This window comes from Bacillus thuringiensis (assembly GCF_001182785.1).
Taxonomy (GTDB): Bacteria; Bacillota; Bacilli; order Bacillales; family Bacillaceae_G; genus Bacillus_A; species Bacillus_A thuringiensis_S.
Map to the genome: position 1 here is coordinate 3323898 of NZ_CP012099.1, position 13713 is coordinate 3337610.

Consider the following 13713-nt stretch of genomic DNA (forward strand, 5'->3'; position numbering starts at 1 on the left):
TTATTTTCTCATCAACTCCGCAATCCTCTTACTCCCCTCACTACCAACTTTCTCAAGTTTCTCCACAACTAAATTTCGTCTCTCTACAGAATGATTTTGACTTAACTTCGCTTTTCCTTCTATTTTATTTATCTTTATTTTGAATCCAACTATTCCCTTACTTAATCCTCCCATATAATTTGGATCTACATCATTAAGTGAGTAGGTGCTCTCTGGATCTTCATATTTATTTACTAAATCTTGAAGAGAATCTACTAATGTCTTCTCATCTTCAACAATTTCTAATTCACCATATACATGCACTGCAACGTAATTCCATGTTGGTACTGCATTGTTTGTTTCATACCATGACGGAGAGATATAACTATGTGGTCCTTGAAATATAGCTAGTACTTGCTGAGTCCCAATATCTTTCCACTGTTCATTCGGTCGTGCGAAGTGACCATGTAAAGTAAGAGTTTCCCTATTTAGCAACAACGGCAAGTGCGTTGCATATGGTTCTCCGTTATGTTGAGAAAATAATGTCGCAAAGCTATTTTGTTCCATTATTTCGTACTTCATCTCTTCATCTTGTATTGCAAAGTATTTTGGTATGTACATAAGCTCCCTCTTTTCCGCTCTTTTCTATTTTGTTTCCTATTATATTTAGTAACCGCATCAATCAACAGGGCCAGTTTGTATTTGTTTTATAATGGCAGCTTTCTATTTCAAAACAATAGGCAGCATGTATTCCATGCTGCTTTAGTTTATTTTTTCTAATATATTTGTAATAAATACGGTCTTACCCTCAATATAACTAGATCGATTTTTCGACTCTCTTGCTAACTCTTCCTTCAAGTTTCCATACTCATTAGCTACTTCAGTATGTTCACGAAGGTAATCTCGAAACACTATATGCCTTCTCAACTCTTCACTATTTTTATCACACACATATAAATGATGTTCCATCCAAACTGTATTTCCCTCGTTCCATGGAACGAACGTATCCTTTCTTCCAAACGCCTCTCTTCCTTTAAAGCTCCATTCTAACTGATGATAGTACCCTATCTTCTCAAGTTTTTTTACTACCTCATGAAAAATTTCGTACTCTTCTATTACAATATCGATATCTAGTATTGGTTTTGATACAAGCCCTTTAACAGATGTACTCCCAACATGTTCAATAGATACAATGCTGTCTTCCATTACATTGTTAATAAGAGTGTATATTTTATTAAATTCACTTTCCCATTTGACATTATATTCTTCGATAGCAATTCTCTGCTTCAACGTACCCCTCTTCTCAAAACAAATTATAACCGTTGAATATGAGTATCCTTAAAATCCGTCTCATATTTCAATCCATATCCAAACATTCGATCCATTCCAATATGTGCTGTCCATATTAAGCCAATCATTATAACGATATCCATCTTAAAATAGACACCTATTAGAACAATTAATATGGATATGATATATGTGTGACATACATTATATATTTTCGCACCAACGTGATTATTAATCCCATATGCTAACATTGATAGATCCGGCGCTAAAAGGAATACAAAAAATATAATCCAACTAAACTCATATATCGAATACATATAAATCGTGGCTATAAATACAACCATTCCTTCAAAATGTACAATACGTTTTTGCATTATTTATCATTCCTATTTTTCTATATTTATTGATACATTTTCATCGCTGAAAGTATTCTTTTTATTTTTTGACCAGATGGTTGCTAATATTGGCCCTGCAATGTTATGCCATACTGCCGCTAATACACTTGGGAGTGCAGCAGCAGGTCCAAAATGCGCTGTCGCCAGTGCAACACCTAAGCCAGAATTTTGCATTCCTACTTCTATTGAAATAGCCCTTCTTGTCCCTTCGTCTAGTCCAAGTACGAACGCAGTTATATATCCGAGCAAAAAACCGAAAGCATTATGGAGCATCACCGCAATAAAGATAAGAAGTCCTGAAGAAGTAATGCTACTTACATTCGCTGAAACAACTGCAGAAACAATTATGATAATTGCTACAACTGATATTAAAGGAATAACAGTCATTCCTTTATTAACGATATGAGGGAAAAACTTTTTCACTACTAGTCCTAAAATAATAGGCACAATAATGACTTGTACGATAGAAAGAAACATGGACATAGCATTTACTGGCATCCATTGCCCCGCAAGTAATAGTAGAATGAGCGGTGTAGCAATTGGTGCTAGTAACGTTGATACTGAAGTCATTGCAATAGACAACGCTAAGTTCCCTTTTGCTAAATAAACCATAACATTTGATGCAGTGCCACCCGGTACTGAACCGAGCAACACTAATCCAGCTGCTAATTCCGCTGGCAGGTCCATAACGTAGGCTAGTACGTATGCGACAAGTGGCATAATAATAAACTGAGCACATACACCGATAATAACTGGCAATGGTTTTGTAGCGATGATTTTGAAATCAACAGCCTTCAATGTTAATCCCATCCCAAACATTACAATCCCAAGTAAAATCGTTATGTAACTAGTTAACCCGAGAAATGGCGTGGGAGTGAAATATGCAATAGCTGCCATACAAATAACCCAAAATGCAAAATACTTTCCAGCTATATTACTTATCGCTTCTAGTACTTTCATCCACTCAGCCCCTATCTTTTAATTGAAACACCTTATTCGGATTCAAAATATTTTGCGGATCAAGAGCTTTCTTTATTTTCTCCATTACAAATAATGCCGCCCCATGTTCTTCTTCTTGATACTTTCGTTTTCCGATTCCAACGCCATGTTCTCCTGTACACGTTCCTCCTCGTTTAAGAGCATACAAAACGATACTTTCGTTTATTTCGTCTGCCTTCTTCACTTCCTCTTTATCATTTGCGTCAATCATTAAGAGTACATGGAAATTCCCATCCCCAACATGACCGAGAATACCACCAATAAGGCCTACTTTATCTAATACCTCTTTCGCATGTTGAATTGCGCCAGCTAATTCCGAAATTGGCACACATACGTCTGTACTCATTAGCTTTTTACCAGGATAACTATGCACGTAAGAGTACGCTAAGTTATGTCTTGCATCCCACAGTTTATTTCTCGCTGCTGTTTCCGTCTCAAATGCAATTTCTATACATTTATGATCAAGAACGATTTCTTTCGTAAATTCAATATCTTGCTTTAACCCTGCTTCATTGCCGTGAAACTCTAAAAACAGTGTCGGTTCTTCTCTGTAACTTGTTTCATTGTAATGATTTACTTGTTTCATAGATAATTCATCAACGAGTTCAATTCTCGCGATTGGAATACCTGCTTGTAATATGTTAATTACAGCTTCTACTGCATCATTTATAGTTGGAAACGATGCCCTCGCAGCCATAACATGTTCTGGTATACCGTATACTTTTAAAGTTAACTCCGTGAAACATCCAAGTGTTCCTTCTGATCCTACGAAAATACCATTTAAATGATAACCTGATGATGACTTCGCCGCTAAATTCCCGGTATGTATTACTTCTCCATCAGCAAGAACGACTTCTAAATCTCGCACTTGATCACGCATTACACCATACTTTACCGCTGTCGTTCCGCTCGCATTTGTAGCAGCCATTCCTCCTAACGTTGCATCAGCTCCTGGGTCTACACTAAAAAATAATCCATACTTTTTCAATTCTTTATTAAGCTGAGAGCGCGTCACCCCTGGCTGTACTCTCACAAGAAAATCCTTTTCTCTTATTTCAAGTATTTTATTCATAAGAGAAAAGTCCATTGTAATTCCTTTTTCGTAAGGAATTACATGTCCCTCTAAACTGGACCCTACTCCAAATGGAACGACAGCTGTCCCATGCTGACTCGCTATTTTCATTATCGAGCTAACTTCTTCGGTCGTTTTTGGAAAAACAACTACATCAGGTAAACTACTAACATGGTAAGATTCATCTTTACTATGTAACTCTCTTACTGTCATATTTATTACTACTCGATCTTCAGGAAGTATGCCTTTTAATTCATTTACTACATGTTCAATTGTTATTTCCATAATCAACTCTCCTTTTTAATTTTAAAACAAGTATACCATCTTTATATAAAATAATTAGAAAAATGAGATTATTTAAATCTGAACATACAAAAAAGAACCTGCAGCACACGCTACAAGTTCTTTTTTTACTACATTTTAAACGATTTTTTTATTAACAACATAAACCAAATTAAAGTAACTGCCATCAACGAATGAGAAAACCCTACAATATAAGTTAACCCTTTAAAGTCAGCTCCATTTAACTGAAGAAGCCCTCTCGCTGCTAGCGAACCTAACATTAATGTTAATGCAATGTTATGTAAAACAAACCACTTATTAAACCCTTGCACTTCATGAAACGCGAATACTTTTGCTAATCCTAAAGCAATTAAAAAGAAGAAAAATCCAAGTACAAGTGTATGTGTATGCAAAAGATTTAATAAAGTAGATCCTAAAATCCCTTTATACTTACCATACTCCCTGGCGAAAATCCCTGATAATAAACCGATAATCAAATACGTAAACGATGCATTATATAATTTCTTCATTATGTACCTCCTTGAGTAGAATGTGTAGTGTGTCATATTTAGTAATAATGATAGTTATATAGTAAAAACTCCTAGTCACCTAGGAGTCATTGTATAAGCATCTCACTCTTTACAATCAATCCTAATTATAAAATATCTCTCTATACAAAACAAACGAACTTTATGTGAACAAACACCCCTATTAAAATATGTTGCACTTTTGTTTTACACAATCCATACTAATTGTTATAACTTTTTAAAGGTGGTGTAATAATTGATAGTTCTTAAAACTGAACGTCTTAATCTTCGTTGGTTTGATATAAAAGACGCTCCTTTTATTCTTGATTTAGTAAACGATCCTGCATGGATTCAGTTTATCGGTGACAAAGGAGTTAGAAACTTAGAAGATGCAAAAAATTATATTGTAAACGGTCCTATCGATATGTATAACAAACTCGGATTTGGCCTTTACTTAGTAGAACGCAAAGAAGATCTCACTCCACTTGGTATGTGTGGCCTTATTAAAAGAGATTCATTAGAAGACGTTGATATCGGATTTGCCTTTTTGGAAACATTCCGTTCAAAAGGATATGGCTACGAGTCAGCTTCTGCGATAATCGAATACGGTGTACAAAAGCTCGGCATGAAACGAATTGTAGCAATTACTTCTATAGATAACATCGCCTCAGGAAAGCTTTTAGAAAAAGTAGGATTACGATTTGAGAAAATCATTTCAGATTCAGGAGAAGATTTAAAATTATTTGGGTATAACGCATAGTAAAGAAGGTCGCCTTGAATGGCGACCTTCTTTACTACTTTACTGATCTCGTAATAATACTTTTAGTTACATTATAGTTTTGCAGTAATTCTTGTGATTACTACTATTCCTTTCATATCACATTTTTGGAAATTCATAGAAATAAAACTTTCACTTCCAAATAAATTATATTAATATATTAAATAAAGGAAGTGAGAATAAATGGAACAACCGCTATTTTTATTAGTTCTTCAATTCATTGCATTTGTATTAATCATTTGTATCGTATATGGGATCTTGTACAATACCGTATTAAATTTAAATATGCCTAAATGGACTGCACATATAGTAGCTACGGTATTTACACTTGGTATCGCCTATCAAGTTTTTATAAATTTTATTTGAAAAAATTTTTTAGCAATTACTTCTATTGTTGATGCAGTAAAGCTTTTAGAAAAGCAGAATTGCAATTTAAGAGGATTATTTCAAAATCAGGAAACGTAGCCATTTTTTATAAAGTCTGTCCTGCGCAAAATAGTAAAGAAGTTAGTTCCGCTGAAAATGTGTTTGCATAACAAGAAATGAATTTAATTGATCCTGCAAAAATTTTATTTTAATTCTAGTTCTATTGTTTGAAATCGTTCTAGGGTACCATTTGTGTGGACTTTAAAATTTTTCATTTGCGTACCAAAATGTTGCGTTAAGTAAAATGTATCACCAGTTATTAAATTTCCAATCTTCCAATGAGGTTGATATGTACTTTCCATGGAACTTTCTAAACCCCTAATCATTACTAAATTGATATATATAATGATGATGAACTATTCAACATTTTCGTTAAAGATAGTCTCTAACTACCTAATGAACTCAAGTATACGCATCTTCAGTCATTTTAAGAGATACAAAAGGCACCCTTTCGGGTGCTTTTTGTATAAAAACCCCATTTTATATTCGATACCAACCACGAACCTTTTTAGAATAATAGTATCATTATGTCTCCTTTTTAGAGATTATTTTTAATTACCTTGAATTTTTTGCACCAGAACCGGAAAATCCCTGACTACTCGAAATATCAACTATCAGGTGCTAATATTCAATAACGCGTACCGAAAATGATTAAACATTATTATAAATCAGCGTAACGTTTAGGAAGTCGATTTTTCTCTTATCGAAATTTAATTAGCTTACAGTAATACAATAGTCATATATTTTTAAGAATAACGGAAGAATATATAGAAATCGCTACAAAAATGTGAAGTTTAATTAATTTAGGAGGAACAAACTTGTTTAATCAGATTGTGAAAGTTATACCAAATTTATTTACGATTGGAAATTTATTGTGTGGTGTTTTCTCAATCACCTTAAATATGAGTGAATATTTGGGATTAGCCTCTATTTTCATTTTCTTTTCAGCTGTTTTAGATTTTCTTGATGGAAGAATTGCGAGAAAATTAAAAGTGAATAGTGAGTTTGGTGTAGAATTGGATTCCTTAGCTGATATTGTTAGTTTCGGCGTCGCTCCTGCGCTTTTATTTCATACGATAGCAACACCTTCTATTTTAACTTCTTTGGCATTTATCCTTTTCCCAACAATGGGTGCTTTAAGATTAGCTAAATTTAGTATTAAACCAACTATTGGATATTTTAAGGGATTACCTATTCCAGCTGCAGGATTATCATTGGCTGGTATGGGATTGTTTTCATATAGCAATACATGGATTACATTAACCCTTGCTCTCTTAATGGTAAGTCCCATTAGGTTTAAAAAATTTTAATTGAAGTCCATTAAGAGAGCATTTCAAATGAATTTAACGTTTCAATAAGTATAAAAAAGTGGGACAATAATATTAAATTAAGTGCCATTCGTAAGAATTTAAACCTTGTATTTATGACTATTGGATTAATCCATCGATATGTTGTTGTAGAACGTCAATATACTTTTAACAGGAGCTCCCTTAATCAAGAGAGCCCCTGTGCTTATTTCTTCTTCTTTTCTGTCGGTTGGCTTTGTTTAGCGAAATTAGATGAATCATCAAATTTCGGTTTCTTTTTACCAGCATTATTACTTCTACCTTTTCCCATATGTAATGTACCGCCTCCCACCCTCACTATTCGCAATAAAAAATTCTCTTGTATCCAAGAATTTTTTTTATTGGGTTCTTATTGATAATGCCTAAGTCTTCTAACACTGCCATTCCGTAAAAGATGGATCCACTGTAAAATTCTTTAATGCTGAAACATATATTACATTTTTATATCTAACCGGATAATCAATTAATAATCCTAATGTATTTCCTGAAGCTACAATAATTATGATTTCCTTGTCTAACACTTCATCTATAACTTCTTTTAATTATTCTTACCTATCATTTTCCTACACATTGAGATTGCATATTGTATAAGGAAGCCCTTCTTCTTTCCATGCAAGAAATCCTCCCTTTAAATTCACTACTTCCTTTATACTAGCTCTTTGTAAAATACTAGCTGCTATAAGGGAACGCAATCCGGTTCGACATTGCAAAACTATTGAACAATTTTTCGGTATATAATCTAATTGTTCAAATAGATTGCCTAAAGTGATATATTGCATCATGAAGGTTTCCTTCCTCCCACTCTGCTGTACTACGCACATCGATAACCTTAACACTTCCACTTTTTATATACGGATATAATTCAATCGATGTTTTTTCTTTGTAACTTTCAAATCTATTAAGTTTCTGTATTACTTTTTAGGGTGCAAAAGCAATAATATTATCTAACCCAATAGATTCAAATTCTCTAATAACTGCCTCCACTTTAACCTTTTCCTCATCTAAAATTATTAAAGTTTCTGTTTTATAATCTAATAACCATCCACATCAAGTTGTGAAAGAATTTTTATAAGGTATGTTTATTGACTTCTCAATATGACCTGCAGCAAAACTCGATACATCTCTTATATCAACTATTTGGTGAACACTGCTCAAAATTTCTTGAAATTCTTCTACTGTATTAATAGCAGTTCTCTTTCTTTTCTTGCGAATTTTGGGACCATACTTATTTAAATTCTTCATTTTTTGTATATAATGCGATAAAATTGTGAAATTTTATCGCATTATGCAAGACATTTAATATCAAATATATTACTTTTACTATGAACTAAATGCGTTTATAGGAAATGTATAGATAAATAACGTGCTAAATTGATTCTTATGCAGTAATTACTGTTTAATTTGTCTAAAAATTGAAAAAACATGTGTAGATAGATATTATTTAAAATACATATATAATTAATTTTAATTTTCTGACACATTTTTTCACATAGTTCTTAAACTAGTTTTTTGCGTACATTATGAAAAAATTGTACCGTGTCAATCTTAAAAAATTATATATCATAACTTTAAGAGAGGAAGGAAAACTATGAAGATGAAACGAAAAATCATTATGACAACAGCACTTGCAGCTACGTTAGCTACAGGTGCACTACCTACTACCTCAGTGTTTGCTACAGAAAAGGAGGCTCCCATTCAACCAAAAGAGGCACAATTAAGTATTCAACCTTTTGCACAAAACAATTTGGAAACAGCCGTTCAAGCTGCCTTAAATGGTCCAGAAGTCAAAAAAATCAAAGTATTTGAACATGAATTTAATGTAAAAGAAATAGAAGTAGTAAATCTAGGTGCAGGAAAAAAATATGTTAAGGGGCAAATCTCTCATCATTTAAGTTTTCGTCCAGATGATCAATTTTATTATGAGTTTACAGTACAAGATGGAAAGGTACTAGATAAACCTGTATTTAATATTGATAGAGGTGGTTGGACACCATTTGCTGCTCCACTTTTATCAATTCTTGCTGCGTATAATGGAATTCCAGTTAATCCAAATGATTTAAATGCACTTGGTCAGCAGATTGGTAAAGTTATAGATGGAAGCTGGGAACATGCAGCCCAATCAATTGCAACTGTAGTTAGTCTAAGTTTTAATGAGTAGAATTTTTCAATTTTTATTAGCAGTATAGAGATCCGCTTTTTGTAATCAGCCTTGTTATAAGAGATTCTAAAACAGCTATTAATAAATTTTTACCACTCAATCACATTATCTTGATTTGTTTACCACTTTATCATTCATTATATGTCACAAAATAGAAGTCTTTTTTAGGACTTCTGTTTTGTTTGTATTTAATACGATAAACAGTTGTTTTTTGGAGGCTATACTTCGAGTTTTCAAGAATCCGTTTGGCTATTAGGGAAAATTTATAATAAAAAATTATTAAAGTCTAAAATAACTTACTCCCCCTATTGTTAATTATTTTTAAATACAAAAATTTATTATCTTAAGAATGAAAAACAATAAATATAGTAGAAAATCATCTAACAATTGTTTAAAGGTCAGGAGAGAAAAAATGAACAAAATAAAAATGAGAAATTTCTTTAAAATTAGTATCCTTACTTGTATTACACTAGCAAGTTTAAGTACACCATCTACTATTTTAGCTGATAGTCATCCAGGTTACTCCTATGAATCCAATATAGGGTATCAAAATCCATCGTGGATGTCGAAAATAGAAGATTCAACAAAAATAAGTGAAATATCTATTCCAGGGACTCACGGTACGATGGCTTTACATGGAGCGAGTTTTCTTGATGAAAATTTGACAAGAAATCAAACTATGAGTTTATCCCAACAATTAAATTCCGGAATTCGATATGTAGATATGCGTGTTAAACGTGTAAAAGATTCTTTTACAATGTATCATGGCGTTGTAAATCAAAAAGCTGTGTTTGAAGATGTATTAAAAGAGACCATTCAATTTTTAAAAGATCATCCAACAGAAACAATATTAATGCGCTTAAAAGAAGAAACTACTCCTGAAAGTGGATCTCTATCATTTGAGGAGATATTTTTAAAATATAAAAACGTTAATGCTTCATATTTTTGGGATCCTAATTCCGTACCAACTTCAGATAGAAATAACCCTACTTTAGGAGGTACCCGCGGAAAAATTGTAATCTTACAAAACTTTACATCCGCTCAATTGTACGGGATTGATTACGAAGGTTTGAATATACAAGATAAATTTGAAATTGGAAGCGGACCAGACGAAATATATACAAAATGGATTGCGATAAAAAACCATCTACATAATACAAATATTAATTTTAATAATGGAAAAATTTATCTCAACCATTTTAGTGGTACGGGAGGCGCAGCCGCATTTTTAAATAATGTATATCCTTGGTTTGTTGCAAGCGGAAAAGAAAGCAGAAATACTGACAGTAGTCCTAAATTGATTCAAACGAATTCCACTAATGCGTGGAGTGATTTCCCTCGCGATAGAAACGGACAAGTATACTATGGGGGGATGAATACACTTGGGACCGAACTCTTACAACAAGGCGCAATTAAACATTCTGGTATCATCGCGGCTGATTTTCCCGGTCCAGGTTTAATTGATAGTATCATTAAATTAAATGGTATACATTCAAATGAAAAAGAAATATTAATTTCACAAATATCATCTGAATCTAGTCCTTTATCAGGGCAACAAAATCGATCCAGCCAAAACTTTAAAATTGATAGTTTACCTGTAGGTACCAAAGAATTAAAATGGGTTATTGAGCCTTCAGAAAAAGATTATCCTTATACTATTTCTTTCAATGTAATGATTGATGTTTCCCTAGGAATAGATTCTACTCGTTGGAAAAATATTTCACATGAATCTAGGACTGAAGCTTACACAAATACTAAATATTATATTGCAAGTCCAATTGGTGCCACTAGCAAATTCACAGTGAAAATATACGCTATTACAAATTAGAAAAAAAGAATCCCATTGGGATTCTTTTTTGATTTCATTTCGTAAATATTAGGATGGCGATTAAATTTTCACTTTATTAACATATCATTTAATCCATTAGATAATTATATTTGGAACGGCCCTTAATTTTTAAAGAGAAATCCAAAATTGTTAGCTACCTTTTTCAGCTTATCATTTATTCAAAACTGGCTTCCAAAGCGATAAGGCAAAAATCCAATTTGAGTCGCCATTTCCTTGATGATCTTGAACCGCTTCATACACTTTTCCCTCATGTACTACCCTATCACCTTTAGTATATACTTTTCTTGCATCCCATTTTTCATATGTGGAATCCTCTAACTTAGTAGTTACATTCAAAACATCACTTCTACTAGATTCATTTCCAGCTAAATCAACCGCTGTCACTACATATTTATACGATGTATTAGCCTTCAAACCTTTATCTATAAAGGATGTATTAGCTGATGTCCCAATTTTATTCATAACCCCAGCGCTTTCTCTATATACAATATAATGGTCAACATCTACATTATCTTCTGACGGACTCCACATCAAATCAACAGTTGTCGCTGTTGTACCCATACTATGTAATCCTTTTGGTTGAGTCGGAGCCTCTTTATCTGGGATTGCATGTGTTGTCTTAACCTTTAGTTTTTCACTTTCTTTTGATATGTTTCCAGCAGAGTCTAATGCCTTTATTGTATAGGTATATTCCGTATCTGCTTTTAACTTTTTATCAATAAAAGTTGTACCTGGTACCGTATCAATTACTTCTCCATTACGTAACACTTGATATTCTTTTACACCTATATTATCAGTAGAAGCCTTCCATGTTATTTCAACACTATTGGCAGAAACTTTAGAGGCATTTAATTCAGTTGGTTGACTTGGAGCTACTGTATCAGGTGTTTCATTATTTACTAAATTTACATCAATTACATTATAAAAGGCATTTGACGTATCTGCTACATCCCATACAGCTAAAATAACATGATAACCATTACGATCAGTTGGTACATTAATTGTATGTGTTAAATTATTTGATGCAGCCGAACCGTCATGTTTCACAGTTCCAATTGGTTCTAATTCAGCACGCGTTAATGGTTTATTAGGATCCCATCCCTTTTTTGTAATGTAGTAATGCCATTTACTTGTAAGATGTGCAGCTGTATATTTCCATGTAAATGTATTTGCTCCACCCTTAATTGTGTTTTTGAACCAACGATTTGTTGTTTGTTGGTCAAGAGTTCCTCCAAATAATCCTCCTGCCGAAGCAATTTTACCATCAATCGGTCCACCATCTGGAAACCCTTTAGGTGCTTCTAGACTTTGAGGTTCATACATTACATTTCCACAATTTAAATTTAATGCCCCATAATTCTGACTACATAAAGCAGCACGACTACTCGGTTTTTCAACAAACCCATGTGCATACGCACTTTGAGGAATCATTGTAATTGCCGTCATCCCTGCAGCCAGAACACAAGCACCAATTCCTTTTTTACTTTTTCTTAATCTTTCCAATTTAGATGTTAATTTCAAATTCATTCTTGTCCCCCCAATATATTGTTCTCGCTAATATAATAGCAATATAGGGATAAACGAACAAATCACCAATTAATATATTAATATCTCTCATAAATTGGTACATTTATTATTATTTTTAATCTCCTATAAAAATAAAGTAAATACAATTACGCTATTTTGTAACATTATGTATTTAAAGAAGACTAAAAACTCCGTTTAATTTCACAAAAAATTCAAATATTAAAACAGATAATTAAATCATGTAGGAAAAATAAATTTTTTATATTACAAAAAAGCAAAAAAAGTCTGGAAGAAACCGATTATATCCGTTTCTTCCAGACTTTCACTTCTTTTATACCACCACAAATCCTTTAACCTTAAACATATACACTTGAGGTTAAAACCCACATAACTAATATTATCTATATATTGACTAGCTTCTAGATGTTAAAATTCATAAATTAATAGTAACAAATCAAATAAAACAAGCCTTTTAACAAACACATATAATACTCCTACTAATTCAAACTAACGCTTAATTACTCATAAAATAACTTAAGGTATCTAGCTTAACTATATTTTCTTTATTAATAGCCATTTTCTATCCTGTATTTCCTTACTTTAAACAGATTATCAAGAGATTATTAATGTCCAAGAAAAGAGAAATGATTTAAAAATCCAATTTTAATTATCATATTTTAATAATTTATTGTGTTATTTTTATCTAATAAGGTACAGAAACAAAGGATGAACTTCAGTGTGCTTGAGAAATGTTCTTAGGGTGGAACGTTTAAAGGGTACTTTAGTACTGAGTTTTTATTAAATGTTCCTGTACCTAATATTTAAATTAACGTATGTCAAAATATTTTACAATACGAGTATTAAACGTTACATATTTTTATATAAAATGATATATTTCATCAACACGCCTCTTCTAATCTTTATGATAAATATAGAAAATTTAGCTCTTTAGGATTTAATTTTAGAGTTCTCATAAAAGTATATAATAGATTAGACACATAATTGTCACAAATTAATAGTTTATCTACTTTTTGATTAGCTATGAAAACTTTATTACCACTTCAATATTTACCTCTAAACTAAAGCAC

General features: G+C 32.4%; 13 protein-coding genes and 1 pseudogene. 5 read left to right on the forward strand and 9 right to left on the reverse strand.

Features of this window, described 5'->3' with window-relative positions; genetic code table 11:
- The 6 genes from AC241_RS17145 to AC241_RS17170 all read right to left on the reverse strand — a co-directional run bounded on the left by AC241_RS17145 (position 1) and on the right by AC241_RS17170 (position 4544).
- A complete protein-coding gene (locus tag AC241_RS17145) occupies positions 1-600 on the reverse strand; it encodes an FMN-binding negative transcriptional regulator (RefSeq protein ID WP_016512491.1) in 600 nt (199 codons plus the stop codon).
- A gap of 141 nt (positions 601-741) precedes the next feature.
- The gene (locus tag AC241_RS17150; protein ID WP_029442933.1) at positions 742-1269 is read right to left on the reverse strand and encodes a GrpB family protein; all 528 of its coding nucleotides are present in this window, start codon (positions 1267-1269) and stop codon (positions 742-744) included.
- Positions 1270-1292: 23 nt separating this feature from the next.
- On the reverse strand, positions 1293-1640 hold the full coding sequence (locus AC241_RS17155; RefSeq protein WP_029442934.1) for a DUF4260 domain-containing protein: 348 nt from the start codon (positions 1638-1640) through the stop codon (positions 1293-1295).
- A 12-nt stretch (positions 1641-1652) separates the two neighbouring features.
- A complete protein-coding gene (locus AC241_RS17160) occupies positions 1653-2621 on the reverse strand; it encodes a bile acid:sodium symporter family protein (protein WP_050844386.1) in 969 nt (322 codons plus the stop codon).
- Between the two features lie 4 nt (positions 2622-2625).
- A complete protein-coding gene (locus AC241_RS17165; RefSeq protein ID WP_029442936.1) occupies positions 2626-4017 on the reverse strand; it encodes an FAD-binding oxidoreductase in 1392 nt (463 codons plus the stop codon).
- Between the two features lie 128 nt (positions 4018-4145).
- Positions 4146-4544 carry a DUF2871 family protein gene (locus tag AC241_RS17170; RefSeq protein ID WP_000737896.1) on the reverse strand — a complete coding sequence of 133 codons (399 nt, stop codon included), beginning with the start codon at positions 4542-4544 and terminating at the stop codon, positions 4146-4148.
- Positions 4545-4797: 253 nt separating this feature from the next.
- Here AC241_RS17170 and AC241_RS17175 point away from each other — a divergent pair, with 253 nt between their 5' ends.
- Positions 4798-5301 carry a GNAT family N-acetyltransferase gene (locus tag AC241_RS17175; protein WP_029442937.1) on the forward strand — a complete coding sequence of 168 codons (504 nt, stop codon included), beginning with the start codon at positions 4798-4800 and terminating at the stop codon, positions 5299-5301.
- 201 nt (positions 5302-5502) lie between these two features.
- Entirely contained in the window at positions 5503-5685 is a 183-nt protein-coding gene (locus AC241_RS17180; RefSeq protein WP_029442938.1) for a hypothetical protein, read from the forward strand.
- 203 nt (positions 5686-5888) lie between these two features.
- Here AC241_RS17180 and AC241_RS35900 read toward each other — a convergent pair whose 3' ends face one another.
- The gene (locus AC241_RS35900; RefSeq protein ID WP_029442939.1) at positions 5889-6071 is read right to left on the reverse strand and encodes a hypothetical protein; all 183 of its coding nucleotides are present in this window, start codon (positions 6069-6071) and stop codon (positions 5889-5891) included.
- 492 nt (positions 6072-6563) lie between these two features.
- Here AC241_RS35900 and pssA point away from each other — a divergent pair, with 492 nt between their 5' ends.
- Positions 6564-7055, forward strand: coding sequence for a CDP-diacylglycerol--serine O-phosphatidyltransferase (gene pssA / locus AC241_RS17190; protein ID WP_016080752.1), 492 nt, complete (start codon positions 6564-6566; stop codon positions 7053-7055).
- Positions 7056-7654: 599 nt separating this feature from the next.
- On the opposite strand, the pseudogene AC241_RS17195 reads toward pssA, so the two are convergent.
- A pseudogene (locus tag AC241_RS17195) lies at positions 7655-8345 on the reverse strand (rhodanese-like domain-containing protein); the annotation flags it as partial.
- 334 nt (positions 8346-8679) lie between these two features.
- Between AC241_RS17195 and AC241_RS17200 the strand changes: the two are divergent.
- Together AC241_RS17200 and AC241_RS17205 are read left to right on the forward strand one after the other, a co-directional pair.
- Positions 8680-9249, forward strand: a complete 570-nt coding sequence (locus tag AC241_RS17200; protein ID WP_029442941.1) for a hypothetical protein — start codon at positions 8680-8682, stop codon at positions 9247-9249.
- A gap of 412 nt (positions 9250-9661) precedes the next feature.
- Positions 9662-11077 carry a phosphatidylinositol-specific phospholipase C gene (locus AC241_RS17205; RefSeq protein ID WP_029442942.1) on the forward strand — a complete coding sequence of 472 codons (1416 nt, stop codon included), beginning with the start codon at positions 9662-9664 and terminating at the stop codon, positions 11075-11077.
- Positions 11078-11248: 171 nt separating this feature from the next.
- Here the strand turns inward: AC241_RS17205 and AC241_RS17210 are convergent, their stop codons facing one another.
- Positions 11249-12625, reverse strand: coding sequence for a lytic polysaccharide monooxygenase (locus AC241_RS17210; protein WP_029442943.1), 1377 nt, complete (start codon positions 12623-12625; stop codon positions 11249-11251).
- Positions 12626-13713 lie beyond the last annotated feature (1088 nt).